Genomic DNA, 22,298 nt, shown 5'->3' on the forward strand with positions numbered 1-22,298 from the left:
TCACTTCACCGCGCCCGCCCTCACTTCACCGCGCCCGCCATCACCCCCGACACGAACTGCCGCTGGAAGGCGAAGAAGACGACCAGCGGCACCACCATCGACAGGAACGCCCCCGGCGCCAGCACATCGATGTTGTTGCCGAACTGCCGCACCTCCTGCTGCAGCGCCACCGTGATCGGCGGATGCCCGCTGTCCGCGAAGATCAACGCGATTAGCATGTCGTTCCACACCCACAGGAACTGGAAGATCCCCAGCGACGCGATCGCCGGACCGCCCAGCGGCAGCACCACCCGCGTGAACAGCCGCAGTTCACCCGCCCCGTCCAGCCGCGCCGCCTCCAGCAGCTCCCGCGGAATCTCCGCGAAGAAGTTCCGCAGCAGGAACACCGCGAACGGCAGCCCGAACGCCGTGTGGAACAGCACCACCCCGGCCGTCGTCTCGAACAGCCCCACCGCACCGAACAGCTTCGCCACCGGAATCAGCGCCACCTGCACCGGCACCACCAGCAGCCCCACCACCACCATGAACCAGATGTCCCGCCCCGGGAACTCCAGCCACGCGAACGCATAACCCGCCAGCGACCCGATCACCACCACCAGCACCGTCGACGGCACCGTGATCGCCGCCGTCGTCCCCAGCGACCCCATCACCTTCCCGTTCGACAGCAGCCGGCTGTAGTTGTCGAACGTCAGCTGCGCGGGCCGGGCGAACACCTGCCACCAGCCCGACTCGGCGATCTGCGCCGGACTGCGCAACGACGACACCAGCAGCCCCACCGACGGCATCAGCCAGAACAGCGCCACCAGCACCAGGAACACCCGCACCGCGCCGCCCCCGGCGCGCGCCGCCAGCCGCGCGGCCACCGGCTCCCGCGCGGCCACCGGCTCCCGCACGGCCGGGACCGGCGACATCATCGACGGCGTCATCGACGGCGCTCCTTCCGTATCCGGCGCAGATTCACGTACATCACCGGCGCCACCAGCACCAGCAGGAACACCGCGATCGCACTCCCCAGCCCCTCGTCCACATCCGTGCCGAACGACGACTGGAACAACTGCAACGCCAGCACATTCGCCGACCGCAGACTGGAACCCGGCGCGATGACGTACACCAGGTCGAAGATCTTCAGCACATTGATCACCAGCGTCACCAGCACCACCACCAGCACCGGCGCCAGCAGCGGCACCGTGATCCGGCGGAACACCTGCCACTCGCCGGCCCCGTCCACCCGCGCCGCCTCCAGCAGCTCCCGCTCCACCCCCGCCAGCCCCGCCGCGATCAACACCATCGCGAAACCGGCCCACATCCACACATAACTGCCGATGATGGCCGGCGTGACCAGCGCCGGACCCAGCCAGTCCACCCCGTTGTACGCCACCGCGAAGTCCGCCGCCGGCAGCCGGAGGTGCGCGCCCACCGCCTCCGCCGGCAGCTCGTACGTCCCGTCCGCCGCCGTCACCGCCGACGCCACCACCCGGCCGCCCTTCAACGCCTCCACCGTCAGCCCGGCCAGCGCCTTCTCACCCGGATCGACGACGTTCGGCCGCCCCCCGCCACCACGGGTGAAATCCAGCCACGCGGTACCGGTGACCTTCCCCGGCCGCGGCCGCGCGGCCACCGCCGGCTTCGCCGCCCGCACGTCCCGCGGCTGCACCGCCACCAGCGGCAGCCCCACCGGCGACCCCGCACGCACCACCGACCGCGTGGTGAACGCCCCGCCGCCCGACGGCCGCAGATCCGCGTCCGGCCGCGGCTTCGCCCCCGGGAACGGCGCCGGCTCCGCGAACGTGTCGTGCACCGCCACCCACACCGCGTCGGCCACCCCGCGCCGCGGATCCTGGTCGTAGACCAGCCGGAAGATGATCCCCGCCGCCAGCATCGAGATCGCCATCGGCATGAACACCACCAGCTTGAACGCGGTGCCCCAGCGCACCCGCTCGGTCAGTACCGCGAAGACCAACCCCAGCGCGGTGGACACCGCCGGCGCCACCACCACCCACACCACGGTGTTCCTCAACGCCGTCCGCATACCGTCGTCGGAGAACAGCGCCCCGTAATTCCCCAGCCCCACAAAGCCGTTGCCCGACGCGTCGAACAGACTCCGGTACACCGAGAACCCGATGGGATACACCACCAGCGCCCCCAGCAACACGAGCGCCGGCAGCAGAAAGAGCGCGGCCACCCACCACCGGGAACCGGACGGACGGCGCCGACGTGGCCGGGCCCCCGCGGTGGCGCTGCCTGCGCCTGCGCCCTCGCCTCTGCCCGCGCCTCCGCCCTCGTCCGTCTGCGCACCGCTCATCGTGACGACCCTCAGTGCCCGAACGCCTTGGCCGCGTCCTGCTCCAACCGCTGCTGGGCGCCCGCGACATCCGTGGGGTTCTTCAGGAAGTCCTGGAGGTCCTTCCACTCGCCCTGCCCCGGCTTGCCGCCGAACGACGCGGGCGCCTGGTCGGACATGTCGAACCGGAAGTCGTCCCCCGCCGCGATCAGCGCCCTGGCGATCTTCCGCATCACGTCGTCCCCGTACACCGACGGGTCCAGCGCCTTGTTCGGCGAGAGGAAACCGCCCGCCTGCGCCCAGATCCCGGCCGCGTCCGTCGACGCCAGGAACGTCAGCAGCACCTGCGCAGCCTTGCCGTCCTTGCCGTCCTTGGCCTGGCCGTCCTTGAGCGCCACCGCCACATCCCCACCGGTCACCACCGGCGACTTCGCCCCCACCGCGGGGAACGGGAACACCTTCGCGTCCGTCCCCACCTTCGCTTTCGTCTGCGCGATATCGGCCGCCGCGAAATCGGCCGACGACACCATCGCCGCCTTCGGAGCGTCACCCCCGCTGAACGTCTGCGTCACCGACGTCGGGAAATCCGTCTGCAACGCCCCCGCATTGCCGCCCGACAGCAGTTCCTTGTGCCCGAACAGCTGGGCAAGCGTCGTCAGCGCCTGCCTGACCGACGGATCGGTCCACTTGAGCGCGTGCCTGGCCAGCCGGTCGTACTTCTCCGGACCGGCCTGCGAGAGATAGACGTTCTCGAACCAGTCGGTCAGCGTCCAGCCGTCCGACCCGCCCACCGACACCGGCTCCACACCCGACTCGGAAACCGTCCGCGCCGCCTTCAGGAACTCCGGCCAGGTTTTCGGCTCACCCACCCCGGCATTCTCGAAAACCCTGGCGTTGTACCACACCAACGACTTGTTACTGGCCTTGAAATACACTCCGTACTCGGTGCCCTTGTGGGCACCCAACTCCCGCCACCCCGCACTGAAATTCTTCGCCAACTGCGCCTTGGCGTCCGCCCCGAGCGGCTTGAGCCACCCCTTCTCCGCGAACTCGTTCAGCACCCCGACCTGCTGCAGCAGCGCCACGTCCGGCGGCCCACCGCCCGCGATCTTGGACCCGATGAAACCGGCCATGTCGTCCCCGCTCGGCACGAAGTCGACCTTCGCCCCGGTGCGCTTCTCGAACTCCGCCAGCACCTTGCCGAAGTTGTCCCGCTCGGCCCCCGTCCACACCGCCGTCACCTGCAACCGCTGCCCATCAAGCCTCGGCAACACCACCGTGACCGCCGCACCCCCACCCCCCTCACCACCACTACTCCCACTTCCGCCCCCGCTCCCACTTCCGCCCCCACTCCCACACCCGGCCACCCCGAACGCCACCACCACAACACCGGCCACCACCCGATCAACTCTCCTACGCATCCCCACAGCCCTCCTGCCCCCTCCACGTCAACTTCCGCCCCCAGCCGACCACCCACCGCAGGTAGAGCGACCCGCACCCGCACCACAGCTCGAAGACACCGGTGCCGCGATGCGCGCAGCGATGCGGTGATGGGTGTGGTGATGGGTGTGCTCGTGCTGGGTGCCGTGCTGCGATGGCGCCGTACCTACCGACTTGCCGTACTTGCCCCACGCGGCGCGTCGCTCTACCTGGTGCCCTGGTGTCCTGGTGCGTCCGTGCCTGGCGCTGCGTCCTGCTGTACCTGGTTGCTGTACCTGACTTGGTGCGTCCTGCTTGGCGCTGTACCTGCTGCGTCCTGCTGCTGGGCCTGGTGCGCCGCCGTGTGGGCCTGGTACGGCCACCGTGTCGCCGCTGCTGTCGCCGTGTCGCCGCTGCTGCGGCCCTGCCCTGGCGCGCCCACCTGCCCGCTGCCCCGGTCGCGCCCGCGCTCACCCGCTTACCCCGTGACCGCGGCACGTGCGACAGTCCTACGCCCCCACCACCGGCTCCGCAATACCGCTCCCCACGCCAACTCCCCATTCGTAATGGCCCCGTTACACCCCAGACCACACCCCACCACCAGCCCCAGCCACCACCAGCCCCAACCACCCCACGGACCCCCGCCACTCCACGGGCCCGCCCCCACCACAAGCCCCAAGTCAGGCCAGATCACCCAGCCCCCGCGCAAAACCAGCCAGGACACAGGCCCCGCCAGCCAGACCACAGGCCCCAGGGCGCGAGCCTCAGGACGCGGGCCCCAGCCGCGGCCATCCCGAGAGGGGGCACCCGCCCTCCTGGGCTGCCCTGGCCACAGCGCGCCTCCCGCCCCGACCCGGCGCCCGCCTCGCGCCAACGGCGACCCCGCCGCCACACCAGCGGTGGCCCCGCGGCCAACACCAGCGGTGGCCCTGCCGTCACATCAGCAGTGGCTCACCGTCACACCAGCGGTGGCCCCGCCGTCGCCCCCGAGGACTGTGCGGCTCGTTGCAGCGCGCTGGCCAGCAGGGCCAGGTCCGTGGGCCCGTTGCCCAGCTCGCGCAGCGGGCGCCGGGCCGGCGGGTCGCCCATCCGCGCCCATTCCAGGGGCACGACGGTGGGCCGCAGCGTGGAGGTGCGCGGTATCCGCCCGGTGACCCGGCCCGCCTGGAACGGCGTGGACGTGCCGTCCGCCGCGCGGTGCAGCCGCCCGCGGCCGGGCGGCGTCGGCTCGGCCCCGGCCTGCGCCGACGCCTCGGCCGACGCGGTGGCGCCGCCCAAGGAACCCAAGCCCAAGGAGCCCAACTGGACTCGCAGAGAGGCCCGTTCGGCGGCCGCGGTGCCGTCGGTGCGGTCCGGGTGGCCGGTGGCGGCCACCAGGTGTACGCCCAGGGCGGCGCCGTCCCGGGCGACCGCCTCCAGAGCGCGCACCACGGAGCCGGCGGCCGGGCGGCCCGTGCTGCCCAGGGCCGGGGAGACCAGTGCGTCGAAGTCGTCGACCAGGACGAACAGGCGGGGCATCGGGGCGGCGGTCGGCGGGGCCGGGGTGGCGGCCGACGCCGCTGCCTGGGCCGGGGCGCCGGGTCGGTGGGGCTCGGTGGCCTGCCGGTGGGGCTCGGTGGCCTCCGGGCGGTCGCGGTGGTCGGCGGGAGTGCGGGGATCGTGGTGGTTGGGGTGGTCCGGGTGGCTGTGTTCTTGGGGGGTGGCGCCGGGGCGGGCGCGGAGGCGCAGGGTGCCCGTGTGGGTGGGGTCCGTCTGGCCTGCCGGGGTGCCGCTGCCTTCTTCCTCATTACGGCAACAATTACGGAGAGTGATTCGTTCCCTGGATTCGTCACTCGTTGTGAAAGAGGTGGAAGGGGCGGAGGGGATGGGTGGAGTGTCGGGGGTGGGGGAGGGGGGTGTGGCGGGAGTGACGGATGTCGACGACTTTGAGGAGAGGGGGGCGGGGGCCTCGTCGTGGGGCAGCGGCTCGTGGGGCGGCGGCGCGGACGGGGAGGCGTCAGACGTCATCGACCTGGCGTCAGACGTCATCGACCCGGCGGACGTCATGGAGGCGCTGGATGCCCAGGATGGCCTGGAGGTCATGGACGTGGCGGGCGACGGGGGCGCGCCGGAGGGCAAGGGTGTGCCGGGCGAAGTGGCGGCGCCGGGCTGGGGGGTGGAGGCGGGGGGTGTGGCTGTGCCCTCTGTGGAGCGGCGGGGGGCGATGATGCGGGGGGCCGGGAGGTGTTTGGTGCGCCATTCGGAGAAGGAGGTGCCAGCCAGTATTTCGGCGCGGCGCTTGAGTTCGGAGGACAGCGCCTGGGCGAACTCCCGCATCCGCAGCGGGTCCGAGGCGGCCAGGTACGTCGTGACGTGCGGCAGGTCCGTGCAGATCCGCAGGCCCTCGCCGCGCTCGGTGCCTGCGCCGTCCACCAGCACCAGTGCCAGCCGGTCCGGCCGGTCGGCGGCGGCCAGCGACGCGGCGAGGGACCGCAGCAGCTCCGTCTTGCCGCTGGCCGGCGCGCCCTCGACGAGCAGATGCGCGCCGTCGGCCGCGAGGTCGGCGGTCACCGGCCCGTGCGGACCGGCGCCCAGGACCGCGGCGGCGTGCGGCCGGTCGGTGTCCTGAGCGGCCGCCCAACGGGCCATCAGGGACGCGGGGGTGGCGCGGGCCAGGCCCAGTTCGTCCAGCAGGCGCGTCGACTCCGGGAGCGGTATGGCGGCGCGCGCTGCCGCCGGCCCGCCCGCGCCGCCGCCCGTCTCGGCCTCGCGCAGCGGTGCCAGCGCCCGGGCGAACCGCTCTGCCCAGGCCGCGGAGACCGCGTCCACGGTCGCGACCGTGCCGTTCGGCCCGGAGCCCGGCTGGACGACGCGCAGGGCCGTGGCCACGTCGCCGCTGAGCACCGCCACCGCCCCGCACTCGCCGAACGCGGGCGAGCCGGCGCGCGCCGCCTCGTAGGTCGCGGCCAGCGGGAAGGCGGGGGAGGCGGCCGGGGTCTCGGCCAGGCAGAGCACGTGGATGCCGGCCGCCGGGCCGCCCGCGGCCAGCCGGGCGGTGGTCTCGCGCAGCGCCGACGAGCCGGGGTCGCCGTCCACGATCAGCAGGGTGTACGGGCCCGGGTGGCGGGTGGCGGCGGTCGCCACCTCGGCGCGGTCGGCGCTGGGCCAGCCGGGGCCCAGAGGGCCGTCGTCCAGCCGCCGCACGAGCTCTGCCGTACGGGCCGCGGCCTGCTCCTTGTCGTAGGCGAGCAGCAGCCGGCAGTCCTGGCCGCGGGCCGGGCGGACGTGCGGCAGCCAGCCCAGCCAGGACCAGTCGGCCACCCGCTCCTCCAGGGGGCGCGCCCGGTCGGAGCTGACGAGCACGATCTCCAGCGCCCCGGGGGAGTGCAGCGCGGCCAGCTGCGCGGCCGCGGACCGGGCCAGCCCGACGAGCCGTTCCCGCGGCCCGGCCAGCCCGAGGGCGCCGGCCCGGCGCATCTCGACGGTGACGGGCGCGGCGGTGCGGCCGCCGTCCCGCTCGGCCGTCCCCAGGCGGACGGTGAGCGCGTCCGGGTGCTCCGGGCCGCGCTCCCAGAGCCGCGGGCCCGGGCCGAGCGCGGTGAGCAGGATGGCGGCGGCGTCCGGCCAGCGTTCGTCGGCGGCCGGGCCGGCGGGGAACGGGAGGCTTCCGTCGGCCGTGTCGGACGGGCCGCCGGCCAGGGGCGTCCCGTCACCGTGGTCGCCGTCCGCGGCGGCGTCGGACCGGGCCGCCGGGGCGGGGGCCTGCTGCTCCGTGTGCTCCGTGGTGGGGCGGCCGCCGGCCAGGCGTCGCGCCCAGGCGCCGAGGCCGCCGCGCCGGCCCGCCTTACGGGTCACCGGATCGGCGGGGGCCAGGGACTGCTGGCCGGGGGCCAGGGACTGTTGTCCGCCGTGCGTCCGGCCGTCCGTGGGCGCGGCGCCCCGGCCGGCGAGCGCCTCGTGCCCGGCCGGCGCGTCCTGGCCGGGGGCATGACCGGCCCGCGCCGCTCCGTACTCCGCGGCCCCGTACGCCGCTGCTCCGTACTCGGCAGCCCCGTACTCCGCCGCCGGCCGGCCCGCCGCGGGGTCCGCTTGAACGGGGGCGCCATGTGCCGAACCAGCTCCGTGCGCTCCGGCCGCCCCGGTGCCGGCCGCGGCTGAGCCGGGGGCAGCCGCCCCCTGTGCGCCCAGCCTCTCTGCGCCCGGCCCGGGCGCGGCGACCGGGAAGAGGCCGCCCGTCGGCGGCGCCGGGACGCCGGTCGCGCCGACGGACGTCACCCTGTCGTCCGGTACCCCGCCGTCCCGTTCCCCGTCGGCCGGGGCGGGAATGCCGCGCAGCGGCGTGTCCCGGCGGCGGCCCGGCCCGTCGGACGCCGGGGTACCGGTGGCGGCCGTGGTCCCGTAGGGCTCGCCGCCCGCCGGCCCCCGTCCACCGACGCCGATCTGCCCCGCCCTCGCGTACAGCGAGCCCGACACGGTCTCCCCGGTGGCCGACGGGGATGCCCCGGTGGTCGTCGCCCCGGGGCCGGTCCCTGCGGAGGTGACGCGGAGGTGCCCCTCCCCGTCGGGGGTGGCGCTCAGGGCCGGGTCCGGGGTGCGGGGCGGGGACTGCAGGCGGAGCGCCGATTCGCCGACGCGTAGCAGGGCGCCGGGCGGCAGGGGGACGGCGTGGTCGCCGAGTTCGGTGCCGTCGACGGCGGTGCCGTTGGTGGAGCGCAGGTCGGCGACGTAGACGGAGCCGTCGGGCTCGACGGTGACGGCGCAGTGCAGGCGGGAGACGTCCGGGTCGTCCAGGGGGACGTCGGCGTCGGCGGAGCGGCCGATGCGGACCTGACCGCCGTGCAGGAGGTGGACGCCGCCGGCGTCGGGGCCGGAGACGACGCGGAGCCGGGCGGAGCCGTGCGGCAGGCCGTGGGCGGGGGCCGGGCCGGGGCCCTGGAGGGAGAGCACCGCGCCGTCGATCAGGGGCGGCTCGCCGAGGGCGGCGCGCTGCGGGTCGAGCCGCTCGGTGCCGGCGTAGAGGACGACGGGGGCGCTGCTGCCGCCGGCGCCGACGTCCGCGCCGGAGCCCGCGACGGCGGCCGCGAGTGAGCCGGTCACGGTGGCCAGGGCGGTGCCGGCGGGGGCCGTCACGAGGACGTCGCAGGCCCGCGTGGTGTGGCCGCTGCGCGGCCCGAGGACGGTCAGCCGGATCTGCATCGCCGTCAACGGTCCCTTCTGCCGGGAACGCGGCAGGAGCTCCGCTCGGCCCCCACCGCACCCCGGGCACGTCGGCACGGACATGTCCCACGCACGTCGCGGCGGTGACCGCGCGCCCCCGCCGCGTGCGTGCTGGGATGCATCCTCGCACCTGCCACTGACAACACGCCCGCCGACCGCCCTTCAATGATCTTGATTGGTCGGCGCCCGCCGGGAAACCGCCTGCTTACGGCCATCGAACCGGCCGATTTCGATCACCGGGCGCCGCAGAACCGGTCAGTGGCGGACGGCACCCGGACCGCTGACGCGGGACCCGGCCGTGTTGACGCGGACGCCTCCCGGCCCGTTCCGGCCGCGGTGGGAGGCGTCCGGAATCCGGGCAACCAACGGCGCCGGAGTGGCGTCTTCCCGAGGAGCACCGCCCCGTCCGCCGCGCCGAGATGTTTGTGCGACGGCACTACAGTGGGCGGACGGGCCGCGAGCTGACCCAGCGGGCCAGGCAAGGATCCACCACGACCAGGGAGCGCATGACGTGCGGCCGGTAGGCAGCAAGTACCTGCTTGAGGAGCCTCTGGGGCGCGGCGCCACGGGCACCGTCTGGCGTGCCCGCCAGAGGGAGACGGCCGGTGCCGAGGCCGCCGTCGCGGGGGAGCCCGGCGAAACGGTCGCGATCAAGGTCCTCAAGGAGGAGCTGGCGTCCGACGCGGACGTGGTGATGCGCTTCCTGCGGGAGCGCTCGGTCCTGCTGCGGCTCACCCACCCCAACATCGTCCGGACCCGCGACCTGGTCGTCGAGGGTGATCTGCTGGCGCTGGTCATGGACCTCGTCGACGGCCCCGATCTGCACCGCTACCTCCGCGACAACGGCCCGTTCAGCCCGGTGGCGGCCGCCCTGCTCACCGCGCAGATCGCCGACGCGCTGGCCGCCAGCCACGCCGACGGCGTCGTCCACCGCGACCTCAAGCCCGCCAACGTGCTGCTCGCCGGTTCGGACGGGGACGGCGCGATGCACCCGATGCTGACCGACTTCGGCATCGCCCGGCTGGCCGACTCCCCGGGCCTGACCCGTACACACGAGTTCGTCGGCACCCCCGCCTATGTGGCGCCGGAGTCCGCCGAGGGCCGCCCGCAGACCTCCGCGGTGGACGTCTACGGCGCCGGCATCCTGCTCTACGAACTCCTCACCGGCCGCCCGCCGTTCGCCGGGGCGACCGCCCTGGAGGTGCTGCACAAGCACCTGGCCGACGACCCGCAGCGCCCGCCCTCGGTCCCCGAGCCGCTGTGGACGGTCATCGAGCGCTGTCTGCGCAAGCGGCCCGAGGAGCGCCCCAGCGCGGAGAGCCTGGCGCGCGGGCTGCGCACCGTCGCGGCCGGCATCGGCGCGCAGGCCACCCCGCAGCAGGCCGAGGCGGCCCTGGGCGTCGCCGCACTGCTCGCCCCCGACCCGGATCCGGCCACCGTCCCCGGTACGGGCACCGGCGGCTCCCAGGGGACGGACGCCGCGGCGCCCACGCAGGTGCTGCCCACCAACGCGTCCTCCTACGACCCGGGCGCGCCGACCAGCGTGCTGCCGTCCACCGGCGGCCCCGCCGGCCAGGGACCGGCCCCGACGCGCGCCATGCCGCCGGTGCCCCCGATGCCGGCCGGCGCCCCCATGGCCTCTCCGGCGGAGCCCGAGGGCCCCCACCCGTGGGAGTCCCAGATGCGGGCCGCCCGCGACCGCAACGAGCAGACCCAGGTGCAGTACCTGGCGCCGCAGGACGACCCGCTGCGGCGCCGTCCGCAGCGCCGCCCGGCGCCCGCCCCGGCCCCGCAGCAGCCCCGGTACGACGCCCCGCCGGCCGGCTATGCCGCGCAGCGGCCGCCGGCCCCGCAGCGCCGTCAGGAGCCGCCGCCGCAGCGTTACGAGCCGGCCCCGCCGCCCGCCCGGGAGCCCCGGCCGCCGCGCGAGCCGCGGCGGCGCAGCGCCAACCCGATGCGGATCCCCGGCCTGGGCTGTCTGAAGGGCTGCCTCTTCACGGTGCTGCTGCTGTTCGTGGCGGCCTGGTTGGTCTGGGAGTTCACCCCGCTCCAGGAGTGGATCGGGACGACCAAGGGCTTCTTCCAGCAGGTCGGCGATGTCATCACCAGCGTGAAGGACTTCGTACAGAAGCTCGGCGGCTGACGGTCCGTACGGACGGAGCACCGGCGGCATCGTCGCTTTGTCGACTTCCGGCCGGTGAATTCCCGTACAGAAGTGACGGTTGCCGCCATTGGGGGCACTGAACCCTGTGGCGCCCGCGTAGCTTTGACGCCAACCTCAGCCCTCGCAGGACGCTCGGGGGCCCGACACGTCGGAGCAGTCTTGGCACGGAAGATCGGCAGCCGGTACACCGCCCACCAGATCCTGGGGCGCGGCAGTGCCGGCACGGTATGGCTGGGCGAGGGTCCCGAAGGGGCCGTGGCCATCAAGCTGTTGCGGGAGGATCTCGCCTCCGACCAGGAGCTCGTCGGTCGCTTCGTGCAGGAGCGGGCGGCGCTGCTGAGCCTTGCGCACCCGCGTGTCGTCGGCGTCCGCGACCTCGTCGTCGACGGCGCCGACCTCGCGCTCGTGATGGACCTGGTCCGCGGCACGGACCTGCGCACCCGTCTGGAGCGCGAGCGGCGGCTGGCCCCGGAGGCCGCCGTCGCCATCGCCGCCGATGTAGCCGACGGCCTCGCCGCCGCGCACGCCGCCCGGATCGTGCACCGCGACGTCAAGCCGGAGAACGTCCTGCTGGACATGCAGGGGCCGCTCGGCCCCGGTGGCGCGCACCCCGCGCTGCTCACCGACTTCGGCATCGCGCGCCTGGTGGACTCCCCGCGCCGCACCCGGGCGACGAAGGTCATCGGCACCCCCGACTACCTCGCCCCGGAGATCATCGAGGGCCTGCCGCCGCGCGCCTCGGTGGACGTCTACGCGCTGGCGACGGTCCTGTACGAGATGCTCGCCGGCTTCACGCCCTTCGGGGGCGGCCACCCCGGCGCGGTGCTGCGCCGCCATGTCACCGAGAGCGTCGCCCCGCTGCCGGGCATCCCGGACGAGCTGTGGCAGCTGCTCGTCCAGTGCCTGGCCAAGGCGCCCGCGTCCCGGCTGCGCGCCCCGGAGCTGGCCGCCCGGCTGCGGGAGATCCTGCCCGGCCTGGCCGGCATCCCGCCGCTGGACATCGACGAGCCCGACGACGAACAGCCGGCCGACGACCCCGAGGGCGCTTCCGCGGGATCGCGCCCGGAGGCCGGTTACCCGGCGGTGGCGCCCGAGGGCCCGCCGCGCGGCGCGGTCCCTCTGGTCCACGGTGCGAAGCCGGACTCCAACCGGGAGACGCACACCAGCATGCGGGTCCCCGGGCCGGACGAGCTGGCCGGCGGCGCACACGGCACCGCCCGCGCCCCACGGGCGCCGGGGGAGCGCCGGGCGGGCTCGGCGCGGCACCGCTCGGTGCCGGAGGCGGTGCGGCGCCGGCGGCTCAAGGTGGGCGTGGCGGCCGCGCTGGTCGTCGTGGCGGCCGCGGTCGGCGGGCTGCTCGCCTCGGGCGACGGCGGTACGGAGCCGGGCGGCGCCACGCCGGGCGTGCATCAGCCGCGGCAGGCCCCGTGACCTGCGCGGGAGTCCCCTGAAGGGCCGGCGCGGGCACCATGGGCGGATCCGGCGGCGGGCCGGCACGCCCCGTTCCGGGCCTTTCCGGGCCGCCGGGACCGGGCACGCGCCGGGACAGATTGTCGGCGGCAGCCGTTAGGCTGGGTGCGTGGCAGTCGTCGATGTATCCGAAGAGCTGAAGTCCCTCTCCTCGACCATGGGGTCGATCGAGGCCGTCCTGGACCTCGACAGGATGAGGGCAGATATCGCCGTGCTCGAGGAGCAGGCCGCCGCGCCGTCCCTGTGGGACGACCCGGCCAGCGCCCAGAAGATCACCAGCCAGCTGTCCTTCCTCCAGGGCCAGCTGCGCCGGGCCGAGGAGCTGCGCGGCCGCGTCGACGACCTCGAGGTGCTCTTCGAGCTCGCCGAGGCCGAGGGCGACGAGGAGACCCGCGCCGAGGCCGAGCGCGAGCTGACCGACGTCCGCAAGGCGGTGGACGAGCTGGAGGTCCGCACGCTGCTGTCGGGCGAGTACGACTCCCGCGAGGCCGTGGTGAGCATCCGCGCCGAGGCCGGCGGGGTGGACGCCGCGGACTTCGCCGAGAAGCTCCAGCGGATGTACCTGCGCTGGGCCGAGCGCCACGGCTACAAGACCGAGCTGTACGAGACCTCGTACGCCGAAGAGGCCGGCATCAAGTCGACCACCTTCGCCGTCCAGGTGCCCTACGCCTACGGCACGCTCTCGGTGGAGCAGGGCACCCACCGCCTGGTGCGCATCTCGCCGTTCGACAACCAGGGCCGCCGCCAGACGTCCTTCGCGGGCGTCGAGGTGCTGCCGGTCGTCGAGCAGACCGACCACATCGAGATCGACGAGAGCGATCTGCGGGTGGACGTCTACCGCTCCTCCGGCCCCGGCGGCCAGGGCGTCAACACCACGGACTCCGCGGTCCGGCTGACGCACCTCCCCACCGGCATCGTCGTCTCCTGCCAGAACGAGCGCTCCCAGATCCAGAACAAGGCCACCGCCATGAACGTCCTCCAGGCGAAGCTGCTGGAGCGGCGCCGCCAGGAGGAGCAGGCCAAGATGGACGCCCTCAAGGGCGACGGCGGCAACTCCTGGGGCAACCAGATGCGTTCGTACGTCCTGCACCCGTACCAGATGGTCAAGGACCTGCGGACGGAGTTCGAGGTCGGCAACCCGCAGGCCGTGCTGGACGGCGACATCGACGGTTTCCTGGAAGCCGGCATCCGCTGGCGCAAGCAGCAGGAGCAGCAGGCGAAGTAGCCGCAGCCAGCCGCGGACGGCCACCGCCGCAAGCGGACAAACGCCCGCGAAAGGTCTGGACAACTGCCTCCTTGAGGGGGGCAGTTGTTTTTTGCGTGGCGGTTAGGTCACAGTCGTACGTCCATGTATCGCCCAACTCATGGCAATTCAGGCATCAAGCCTTTATTCGGCCTTGACGATGTTCGGAGAACTGGGAAGGCTGAGCGCGGCATGCGTGTGTCATGGGGCGCGTGTAGGAACGGGGAGACGAACGGCCCGCCGGCAGTGCCGGGCCGAGGCGTACACACCCCCATCGGTCGTGGCCCCGTGCGGCGGTGCTCCAATGACGAGTTCAGCTACTGGGGGTAGCAGTACATGACGAAGAAGACGCGGCTGCGCGTGGCGCGCATTGCGGCCGGTGCGGTGATCGCGGCCGGTGCGTCGCTCACGGCGGCCGGTGCGGCCTCCGCGGCCAGCCCGGGTGAGGCCGGCGGCTCGAACGGCGGGATCATCGGCGGCATTATCGGCGGGATCATCGGCGGTGGCGACAGCTCCGGCGGCGAGACCACCGGCGGCCAGAACTCCGGTGGCCAGACCACCGGCGGTGAGACCACCGGCGGCGAGATCGGCAGCCAGACCTCGGGCGGCCAGAACTCCGGTGGTGAGACCACCGGCGGTGAGACCACGGGCGGTCAGAACTCCGGCGGTCAGACGACCGGTGGCCAGAACAGCGGTGGTCAGACCACCGGTGGCGAGACCACGGGCGGCCAGAGCAGCGGTGGCCAGACCACCGGTGGCGAGACCACCGGCGGTCAGACGACCGGTGGCCAGAACTCCGGCGGTCAGACGACCGGCGGTGAGACCACCGGTGGCCAGAACAGCGGCGGTCAGACCTCGGGTGGCCAGACCTCCGGCGGCGAGACCACCGGCGGTCAGAACTCCGGTGGTCAGACCTCCGGCGGCCAGACGTCGGGCGGCCAGACCTCCGGCGGCCAGACCGGCGGCAGCAGCACCGGCGGTCACTCCGGTGGCAGCAGCACCGGTGGCGGCAGCAGCACCGGCGGCGACAGCACCGGTACCGGCACCGACAACGAGGGCTCCAAGCCGATCGAGCAGCCCGGCCAGGGCAAGGAGCAGGTCGTCGACACCCCGGGCCAGGCCAAGCAGCAGGCCAAGGGCGGTCAGCTGGCGGAGACCGGTTCGTCCGGCACCACCTTCCTGCTGATCGGTGCGGCCACGATGATCGCCGGCGGCGTGGGCTTCCGGGTCCTGCCGCGCCTGATCAACAAGGGCGGCGGCGCGGCGGCTGCCTGACGCCGACGCGGCACATGACGAGGGGCCCGGGACGCACACAGCGTCCCGGGCCCCTCGGGCGTTCACGGAAGGGTTTTCGGCGGCGTCCGGACACGCTGCGCGGCGGCGCCGTCGCGCAGCGGCGCCGCGGCCGGGCCGGGCCCGTCAGACGGCCTGGCGGAGCAGCACCGCGACCGCGATCAGCACGATCAGCAGGGCCGCCAGCACCGCCGGATTGAGCTGGCCGAAAATGCCCGCCTCGCGCTGGAGGCGTTCCCTGCTGGCCCGGCACACAGGGCAGCGGCCCTCGCTCACAGGGGCCGCGCAGCTGGCGCACACCAATCGGTCGTACGTCATGCGACCTCCTTACTCACCGCTCCAACGCACCGGGAGGCGCATTGGTTCCCTCTACCACTGTGCCAGTTCCGCCGCCGTACGGCGCGCCCCGCGGATCGCTCCGTTCCGCGCGCACCGCGCCGTTCCCGCGCGCCCCTTTGTGATGTGCGCCTTTTGTCCCGTAGGCGCCGTGAAGAAACGCACCAACCTCCCACGGCGACTTCGCCCGCACACGAGGTTCGCGTAGGGTCACGCTCACCGACGGGAGCCGTCACCGGCCACCCGTGCCCCTACCCAGGTCGACCGTGGTGCATCAGTGATCCGATTCGACAACGTCTCCAAGACCTACCCGAAGCAGAACCGCCCCGCTCTCAGGGACGTCTCCCTGGAGATCGAGCGCGGCGAGTTCGTCTTCCTGGTGGGCTCCTCGGGCTCCGGTAAGTCCACCTTCCTGCGGCTGCTCCTGCGCGAGGAGCGCGCCAGCCATGGCGCCGTCCACGTACTGGGGAAGGATCTGGCCAAGCTCTCCAACTGGAAGGTGCCGGCGATGCGCCGCCAGGTGGGCACGGTCTTCCAGGACTTCCGGCTGCTCCCCAACAAGACGGTGGGGCAGAACGTCGCCTTCGCCCTGGAGGTCATCGGCAAACCGCGCGGACAGATTCGCAAGACCGTGCCGGAAGTCCTCGAACTCGTCGGCCTCGGCGGCAAGGAGGACCGTATGCCGGGCGAGCTGTCCGGTGGTGAGCAGCAGCGCGTCGCCATCGCGCGGGCCTTCGTCAACCGCCCGTTGCTGCTCATCGCCGACGAGCCCACCGGCAACCTCGACCCGCAGACCTCCGTCGGCATCATGAAGCTGCTGGACCGGATCAACCGCACCGGGACGACGGTGGTCATGGCCACCCACGACCAGCAGATCGTCGACCAGATGCGCAAGCGGGTCATGGAACTCGAGAAGGGCCGGCTCGTACGCGACCAGTCGCGCGGCGTGTACGGCTACCAGCACTAAGCGTGTACGGCCCCAAGCACTGAAAGGACGCCATGCGCGCCCAGTTCGTCCTGTCGGAGATCGGCGTCGGTCTCCGCCGAAATCTCACGATGACCTTCGCCGTCATCGTCTCCGTAGCCCTCTCGCTCGGCCTGTTCGGCGCCTCGCTGCTGATGCGCGACCAGGTCAGCACGATGAAGGGCTACTGGTACGACAAGGTCAACGTCTCCATCTTCTTCTGCAACAAGAACGACGCCGAGACGGCCGCCAACTGCGCCAAGGGCGCGGCGACCCAGCAGCAGAAGGACGACATCCTCGCCGAGCTGCACCGGCTGCCGCTGGTGCAGGACGTGCAGCACGAGACCAGCGACCAGGCGTACAAGCACTACAAGGAGCAGTTCGGCGACACGCCCGTGGCCGGTCTGGTCACGCCGGACCAGCTGCCGGAGTCCTTCCGGGTCAAGCTCAAGGACCCGACGAAGTTCGACGTCATCAAGTCGGCGTTCTCCGAGCGGCCCGGTGTCGAGCAGGTGCAGGACCAACGGGACACCGTCGAGCCGCTGTTCCGGCTTCTGGACGGTATGCGGTACGCGGCGCTGGGCGTGATGGGCCTGATGCTGGTGGTGGCGCTGATGCTGATCGTCAACACCGTGCGGGTCTCGGCGTTCAGCCGCCGCCGGGAGACCGGCATCATGCGGCTGGTCGGCGCGTCCAGCTTCTACATCCAGCTGCCGTTCATCATGGAGGCCGCGATCGCCGGCCTCATCGGTGCCGCGTTCGCCTGCGTCCTGCTCGTCGGCGGCAAGTACTTCATGATCAACAAGTGGCTGGCGAAGCAGATCCAGGTGGTCAACTTCATCGGCTGGGACTCCGTCCTGGCGGTACTGCCGCTGGTCCTGCTCATCGGGCTGCTGATGCCCGCGCTCGCCGCGTTCTTCGCGCTGCGCAAGTACCTCAAGGTGTGAGCTTCGCCAAGGGCGCCGTACGGTCAACTCCCCGTACGGCGCCCTTCCGTCGCCTAGACTCACCGGCATGCCGGGCCCGTGTTGGTACGACCGGCCCCGTCGCATCCGCCGCGGGGCGGCCCTGACGCTGTTCCTCGCCGGGGTGCTCGCCGCGGGCGCCGCCACCGGCACCTGGGACGACGCCGGAGCCGCCGGGGACACCGTGGAGCCCGCCGCCGCGGGCCGGCCCGCCGAGGGCGCGGCCGACGGCCGGGCACCCGCCGAGCGGGCCGCCCGCCCGGCCGCCGGGGACGGCAAGTCCGGTGCGCAGGCCGCCGAGGTCGTCAGCCGCAGCGGCGACCGCTGGTCGGCGGTCTACGCCCCCGGTGAATTCGACGCCTTCCAGGCCCAGTTGGACGGCACCTACGTCGGCGTCGGACTGTGGGTACGGCAGCGGGACGACGGCCGGGTCACGGTCTCCCGGGTGCAGTCCGGCGGCCCCGCCGCCTGCGCCGGCGTCCTGGTGGGCGACCGCCTCGACGCCGTCGACGGCCGGCCCGTCCGGGGACGGCCGGTCACCGAGACCGTCGCCCGGCTGCGCGGCGAGAGCCCCGGCGGCTCCGGCTCGGCCGCCGGCACGCCCGTCCGGCTGGACCTCGGGCACGGCGCCCGCCACTGGAGCGTGACCCTGCACCGGACCCGGCTGCACACCCGGAACGTCCTCGTGGACCGCCCGGCCGGCGCCGGCTCCCCGACCCGCATCAGGATCACCGCGTTCGCCAGGGGCACCGGGGCCGCCGTCCGCCGCGCGGTGCGCGCCGCCGACCCGCGGGACGGTCTGCTGCTGGACCTGCGCGGCAATACGGGCGGCCTGGTCACCGAGGCCGTCGCCACCGCCTCGGTCTTCCTCGACGGCGGCCTGGTCGCCACCTACGACGTGCACGGCAGCCAGCGCGCCCTGTACGCCGAGGGTGCCGGTGACACCCGGATCCCGCTGGTCGTGCTGGTGGACGGCGGCACGATGAGCGCCGCCGAGCTGCTGTCCGGTGCGCTCCAGGACCGCGGCCGGGCGGTCGTGGTGGGCTCGCCGACGTTCGGCAAGGGGTCGGTGCAGATGCCCAGCGCGTTCCCGGACGGCTCGGTCGCGGAGCTGACCGTCGGCCACTACCGCACCCCGGCCGGCCGGGCCGTGGACGGCGCCGGCATCACTCCGGACCTGATCGTCGAGGACCACGCGGAAAAACGGGCCCGCACGGTATTGAGTGGCCTCGGCACCGGTACGTAGTGCGAAAATGGCCGCACTATGGCTACCAAGGGCAAGGGCAAAGAGAAGAACGACGGGCGCAAGCTCGTCGCGCAGCACAAGAAGGCACGGCACGACTACCACATTCTGGACACCTATGAGTGTGGTCTGGTGCTGACCGGCACCGAGGTGAAGTCGCTGCGCCAGGGCCGCGCGTCGCTGGTGGACGGATTTGTCCAGATCGACGGCCAGGAAGCGTGGCTGCACAACGTCCATATCCCCGAATACGCGCAGGGCACCTGGACGAATCACAGCGCACGGCGGAAGCGGAAGCTGCTGCTCCACCGCGCCGAGATCGACAAGCTGGAGGTCAAGGCCCAGGACGCGGGTCACACGATCGTGCCGCTGTCCCTGTACTTCAAGGACGGCCGGGCCAAGGTCGAGATCGCGCTGGCCAAGGGCAAGAAGGAGTACGACAAGCGGCAGACGCTGCGCGAGAAGCAGGACCGCCGCGAGGCGGAGCGGGCGGTGTCGGCGGCCCGGCGCCGGCAGCGGGCCTGAGACACCGGCGGCCGGGCCGGGCTCCGCGCAGGCCGTCGGGAATATGCTGGCACCCGCGTGCGTTGGTCACGTACGATGGGCACGCACCCCGCGAGGGTGCGAGGCACCACCTTGAAAAGAAAACATGGGGATGATCGGTTTCGACAGCGGATGTCGAAGCAGGGGAAGCGAGTCGAGGAAGCGGCAATGATCTCGTAAACCATATGCCGAAACCAATAATCGCCAACACCAAGCGCGATTCCTTCGCCCTCGCTGCCTAAGTAGCGACCTGCGAAGTGTCAGCCCGGGGATGTTCCCGACCCGGATCCTGGCATCAGCTAGGGGACTCCACTTCTGAGCCCGGTCACGGGGTCCAGAAGGACATCTAACAGTGACTGAGCCCGTCGGAGACTTGTCCGCGTGATCTCCGGGGCCGAGAAAAGCGCAGCGGACTGCACTCGGAGAAGCCCTGATTCCGCACCGTTGGACGCGGGTTCGATTCCCGCCATCTCCACGAAGACGACAGGCGACGTGTGCCCGCGAAAAGCGCGGGCCGCGTCGCCTTCGTCGTTTTTGCGCGGCTGTGCCGCGCGGGGCGGGGGCTTTGCCACCCGCACCCCCCCGTGTCCTGGGCGGGCCGCTGTGGTGAGGTTCCCGCGGGCGGGGGCCGTCCGCGGCTCCTGGCCGGGCCTCAGCTCCTGGCCGGGGCCCGCCCCTCAGGCTGTCCGCCGGGCGGTGCGGGCCGTGGCGGCCGCCGTGACGGTGAGGGCCAGGGCGGCCGCCGCGGCCGGTACGGCGTAGCCGGCGGCGGGGGACGGCAGGTGTTCGGCGGCCCAGCCGCCGGCCGCCGAGCCGGCCGCGATGCCGGCCAGCAGCGCGGTCACCGCCAGCGTCATCCCCTCGTTGAGCCGGCCCGCCGGGGTGCGGGACTGGACCAGGCCCATGCCGGTGACCATCGCCGGGGCGGTGGCCGTGCCGGCCGTCAGCAGGGCCGCGGCGAGCAGCGGCGCGGTGCCGGTCGCGGCGGCCGCCAGGGGCAGCGTCAGCAGTGCGGCCATCGCGGCGAGGCATCTCAGGAAGCGCCGGGCGGGCCGGGCCGCCGGCGGCAGCAGTCCGCACAGCAGCCCGGCCGCGCCGGAGCCGGCCGCCTGGAGGGCGAGCAGCCCGCCCGCCGCGGGCCGGAAGCCGTGCGCGTCCGCGTAGGCGAGCGTGACCACCTCCAGGGAGCCGAAGACCGCGCCGGTGGCGAGGAACGTGAGCAGCAGTGGCGGCAGGCCGGGGGCGCGCAGCGGGGAGCCGGCGGGGCCGGGCGGGGGCGGGATCGCGGGCGGCTCGGTGCGGCGCTGGGCCGCGAGGAGCAGGACGCCGGCGAGCAGCAGGGCGGCGGCCACGGCGGTGCCGGCCTCCGGGGCGACGGAGGTGCACAGCAGCGTCGCCAGGACCGGGCCGAGCAGGAAGCACAGTTCGTCGACGGCCTGCTCGAAGGAGTTGGCGGTGTGCCGGGCGGCCGGGTCGGCGCGGAGCAGGTGTGCCCAGCGGGCGCGGCACAGCCCGCCGGTGTTGGGGGTGGTGGCGGTCGCGGCGTAGGAGGCGAAGAGCGTCCAGTCGGGGGCGCCGGAGTGGACGCACAGCAGCAGGGAGAGCGAGCCGAGGACGGCGACGGCGGTGGCCGGGACGGCTGTCCGGGCCTGGCCGTGGCGGTCGACGAGCCGGGCCGTCCAGGGGCCGGCCAGCGCGGTCGCGGCGAGCCCGGTGGCGGTGACCGCCCCGGCCAGCGCGTAGGAGCCGCGGGTGCCGGCGATCATCAGGACCGCGCTGACGCTGAGCATCCCCGTAGGCAGCCGCGCCAGGAGGCCCGCGGCGGTGAAGGCCCGGGTGCCGGGGACGGCGAAGAGCCGGGCGTAGGGGGAGCGGCGGCGGGCGGGGCGTACGGGGGCGGGGGCGACGGGGCGGGCGGCGAGGAAGAGGATCATGCCGTCCACGGTCGCGGCGGCGGCCGCCCGCCGTCCAACACCTGGCCGGGACCATTCACGCGTCTGTGGTGTGAATGTGGGGTGGCCTGCGCGTCGGTGGCACGGGGGAGTGCGGGCGGGGTGCGGGAAGGCGGGTGTGGGCGGTGGGTGGCGGTGTGAGGATGGGGCGGTGCCGTACGACATCGATCCCCGGCTGCTGCGGGCGTTCACCGCCGTCGCCGAAGAGCTGCACTTCACCCGGGCCGCCGCCCGGCTCTACGTCGCCCAGCAGGCGCTCAGCCGCGATGTCCGGCGGCTGGAGCGGGAGTTGGGGGCCCCGCTGTTCGTGCGGACCACCCGGCAGGTGGCGCTGACCGCGGCGGGCGAGCGGCTGCTGCCGTACGCGCGGCGGGTGTTGGCGGCGCACGAGGAGCTGGCCGCGGCCTTCCGGGCGGAGCCGGAGCGGCCGCTGGTGGTGGACGTGGCGGCGCCGGTCGGGACGGCGTACCGGCTGCTGGCGGAGGCCCGGCGGCGGCTGCCGGACAGCTGTGAGCTGGTCGCCCGTTTCCACAGCGGGCTGACGGGGGCGGCCGCGGAGCTGGCGGCCGGGCGGCTGGACGTCTCCTTCGGGCGGTTCGCGGGGCTGCCGGCCGCGGCCCGGGCCGGGCTCTGCCACCGGCCGGTCCGGCTGGAGCCGATGGCGGTGCTGCTGCGCGCGGACCATCCGCTGGCCGCCGCTCCGGCCGTGCCGCTGGCCCGGCTGGCCGGCGAGACGCTCTATGCGGCCGCCGGCAACCCGCGCACCGCGGAGTGGACGGAGCTGGCGGCGCGGCTCTTCGCGGGGCGGGGGATCGCGATGGCGGAGCCGTTCCCGGAGATCGAGGGGGCGGAGGAGTTCGTCCGGGTGGTGCACCGGCGCGGCTGGTCGGTGCTGGCGAGTGTGGAGTTCATCGAGGTGTCGGGGATGGTGCTGCGGCCGGTGGTGGATCCGGTACCGCTGTCGCCGGTGGGGATGGTGTGGCGGCGGGGGCTGCGGCATCCGGGCCTGGACGCGCTGTGTGCCGCCGCCCGGGAACTGGGCGCCCGGGAGGGCTGGTTGACGCTCCCCGAGGGTGAGTGGTGGCTGCCGGAGGCGGACGCCGCGGCGATGGGCGTGGCCGGGGGCGTGTCCGCGGCGGGCGCCGACAGGGCCTAGGATCCCGCGAGGGGCCGGGAGGGTGGCGGCCGCGCGGGTCGGCGTCACGTGATCGATGTCTCTTTATGCGGGGCGT

General features: G+C 73.8%; 15 protein-coding genes and 1 other RNA gene. 10 read left to right on the forward strand and 6 right to left on the reverse strand.

Going from position 1 to position 22,298, the window contains the following annotated elements:
• Window positions 1–20 precede the first annotated feature (20 nt).
• From ACRAS8_RS22040 to ACRAS8_RS22055, 4 genes are all read right to left on the reverse strand, one after another.
• Window positions 21–914 (reverse strand): carbohydrate ABC transporter permease, encoded by an 894-nt coding sequence (locus ACRAS8_RS22040; protein ID WP_438490565.1) that lies wholly within the window; start codon window positions 912–914, stop codon window positions 21–23.
• An 8-nt stretch (window positions 915–922) separates the two neighbouring features.
• Window positions 923–2,302 (reverse strand): carbohydrate ABC transporter permease, encoded by a 1,380-nt coding sequence (locus tag ACRAS8_RS22045; protein WP_438487715.1) that lies wholly within the window; start codon window positions 2,300–2,302, stop codon window positions 923–925.
• A gap of 11 nt (window positions 2,303–2,313) precedes the next feature.
• Complete coding sequence (locus ACRAS8_RS22050) at window positions 2,314–3,702, reverse strand: ABC transporter substrate-binding protein (protein WP_438487716.1); 1,389 nt, start codon at window positions 3,700–3,702, stop codon at window positions 2,314–2,316.
• Window positions 3,703–4,657: 955 nt separating this feature from the next.
• Window positions 4,658–8,875, reverse strand: coding sequence for an FtsK/SpoIIIE domain-containing protein (locus ACRAS8_RS22055; protein ID WP_438490566.1), 4,218 nt, complete (start codon window positions 8,873–8,875; stop codon window positions 4,658–4,660).
• 532 nt (window positions 8,876–9,407) lie between these two features.
• Between ACRAS8_RS22055 and ACRAS8_RS22060 the strand changes: the two genes are divergently transcribed.
• The 4 genes from ACRAS8_RS22060 (at window position 9,408) to ACRAS8_RS22075 (ending at window position 15,048) form a co-directional block, all read left to right on the forward strand.
• Window positions 9,408–11,039 (forward strand): protein kinase domain-containing protein, encoded by a 1,632-nt coding sequence (locus tag ACRAS8_RS22060; protein ID WP_438487717.1) that lies wholly within the window; start codon window positions 9,408–9,410, stop codon window positions 11,037–11,039.
• A gap of 180 nt (window positions 11,040–11,219) precedes the next feature.
• Complete coding sequence (locus ACRAS8_RS22065) at window positions 11,220–12,491, forward strand: serine/threonine-protein kinase (protein ID WP_438487718.1); 1,272 nt, start codon at window positions 11,220–11,222, stop codon at window positions 12,489–12,491.
• A 148-nt stretch (window positions 12,492–12,639) separates the two neighbouring features.
• On the forward strand, window positions 12,640–13,755 hold the full coding sequence (gene prfB / locus ACRAS8_RS22070; RefSeq protein WP_438487719.1) for a peptide chain release factor 2: 1,116 nt from the start codon (window positions 12,640–12,642) through the stop codon (window positions 13,753–13,755).
• Between the two features lie 354 nt (window positions 13,756–14,109).
• On the forward strand, window positions 14,110–15,048 hold the full coding sequence (locus ACRAS8_RS22075) for an LPXTG cell wall anchor domain-containing protein (protein WP_438487720.1): 939 nt from the start codon (window positions 14,110–14,112) through the stop codon (window positions 15,046–15,048).
• Between the two features lie 144 nt (window positions 15,049–15,192).
• Here the strand turns inward: ACRAS8_RS22075 and ACRAS8_RS22080 are convergent, their stop codons facing one another.
• The gene (locus ACRAS8_RS22080) at window positions 15,193–15,384 is read right to left on the reverse strand and encodes a hypothetical protein (protein ID WP_438487721.1); all 192 of its coding nucleotides are present in this window, start codon (window positions 15,382–15,384) and stop codon (window positions 15,193–15,195) included.
• A gap of 295 nt (window positions 15,385–15,679) precedes the next feature.
• On the opposite strand from ACRAS8_RS22080, the gene ftsE reads away from it, so the two are divergent.
• From ftsE to ssrA, 5 genes are all read left to right on the forward strand, one after another.
• Window positions 15,680–16,369, forward strand: coding sequence for a cell division ATP-binding protein FtsE (gene ftsE, locus ACRAS8_RS22085; protein WP_018542343.1), 690 nt, complete (start codon window positions 15,680–15,682; stop codon window positions 16,367–16,369).
• A gap of 32 nt (window positions 16,370–16,401) precedes the next feature.
• On the forward strand, window positions 16,402–17,313 hold the full coding sequence (ftsX, locus tag ACRAS8_RS22090) for a permease-like cell division protein FtsX (protein WP_438487722.1): 912 nt from the start codon (window positions 16,402–16,404) through the stop codon (window positions 17,311–17,313).
• Window positions 17,314–17,380: 67 nt separating this feature from the next.
• On the forward strand, window positions 17,381–18,577 hold the full coding sequence (locus ACRAS8_RS22095; RefSeq protein WP_438487723.1) for a S41 family peptidase: 1,197 nt from the start codon (window positions 17,381–17,383) through the stop codon (window positions 18,575–18,577).
• An 18-nt stretch (window positions 18,578–18,595) separates the two neighbouring features.
• Window positions 18,596–19,096, forward strand: a complete 501-nt coding sequence (smpB, locus tag ACRAS8_RS22100) for an SsrA-binding protein SmpB (protein WP_438487724.1) — start codon at window positions 18,596–18,598, stop codon at window positions 19,094–19,096.
• 126 nt (window positions 19,097–19,222) lie between these two features.
• Window positions 19,223–19,592: a transfer-messenger RNA gene (gene ssrA, locus ACRAS8_RS22105) on the forward strand.
• Between the two features lie 199 nt (window positions 19,593–19,791).
• Here ssrA and ACRAS8_RS22110 read toward each other — a convergent pair.
• Entirely contained in the window at window positions 19,792–21,048 is a 1,257-nt protein-coding gene (locus tag ACRAS8_RS22110; RefSeq protein ID WP_438487725.1) for an MFS transporter, read from the reverse strand.
• 169 nt (window positions 21,049–21,217) lie between these two features.
• Between ACRAS8_RS22110 and ACRAS8_RS22115 the strand changes: the two genes are divergently transcribed.
• On the forward strand, window positions 21,218–22,222 hold the full coding sequence (locus ACRAS8_RS22115) for a LysR family transcriptional regulator (RefSeq protein ID WP_438487726.1): 1,005 nt from the start codon (window positions 21,218–21,220) through the stop codon (window positions 22,220–22,222).
• The last annotated feature ends 76 nt before the right edge of the window (window positions 22,223–22,298 follow it).

Source organism: Streptomyces sp. S186 (assembly GCF_051603415.1).
Classification (GTDB): domain Bacteria; phylum Actinomycetota; class Actinomycetes; order Streptomycetales; family Streptomycetaceae; genus Streptomyces.

What these genes read in the sequence shown, in the direction of transcription:
- ACRAS8_RS22110 (WP_438487725.1), bottom strand. Translation starts at nt 21,048, where the DNA reads ATGATCCTCTTCCTCGCCGCCCGCCCCGTCGCCCCCGCCCCCGTACGC.
- ACRAS8_RS22045 (WP_438487715.1), bottom strand. Translation starts at nt 2,302, where the DNA reads ATGAGCGGTGCGCAGACGGACGAGGGCGGAGGCGCGGGCAGAGGCGAG.
- smpB (WP_438487724.1), top strand. Translation starts at nt 18,596, where the DNA reads ATGGCTACCAAGGGCAAGGGCAAAGAGAAGAACGACGGGCGCAAGCTC.
- ACRAS8_RS22075 (WP_438487720.1), top strand. Translation starts at nt 14,110, where the DNA reads ATGACGAAGAAGACGCGGCTGCGCGTGGCGCGCATTGCGGCCGGTGCG.
- ACRAS8_RS22040 (WP_438490565.1), bottom strand. Translation starts at nt 914, where the DNA reads ATGATGTCGCCGGTCCCGGCCGTGCGGGAGCCGGTGGCCGCGCGGGAG.
- ACRAS8_RS22095 (WP_438487723.1), top strand. Translation starts at nt 17,381, where the DNA reads ATGCCGGGCCCGTGTTGGTACGACCGGCCCCGTCGCATCCGCCGCGGG.
- ACRAS8_RS22050 (WP_438487716.1), bottom strand. Translation starts at nt 3,702, where the DNA reads ATGCGTAGGAGAGTTGATCGGGTGGTGGCCGGTGTTGTGGTGGTGGCG.
- ACRAS8_RS22055 (WP_438490566.1), bottom strand. Translation starts at nt 8,875, where the DNA reads ATGCAGATCCGGCTGACCGTCCTCGGGCCGCGCAGCGGCCACACCACG.
- ftsX (WP_438487722.1), top strand. Translation starts at nt 16,402, where the DNA reads ATGCGCGCCCAGTTCGTCCTGTCGGAGATCGGCGTCGGTCTCCGCCGA.
- ACRAS8_RS22080 (WP_438487721.1), bottom strand. Translation starts at nt 15,384, where the DNA reads ATGACGTACGACCGATTGGTGTGCGCCAGCTGCGCGGCCCCTGTGAGC.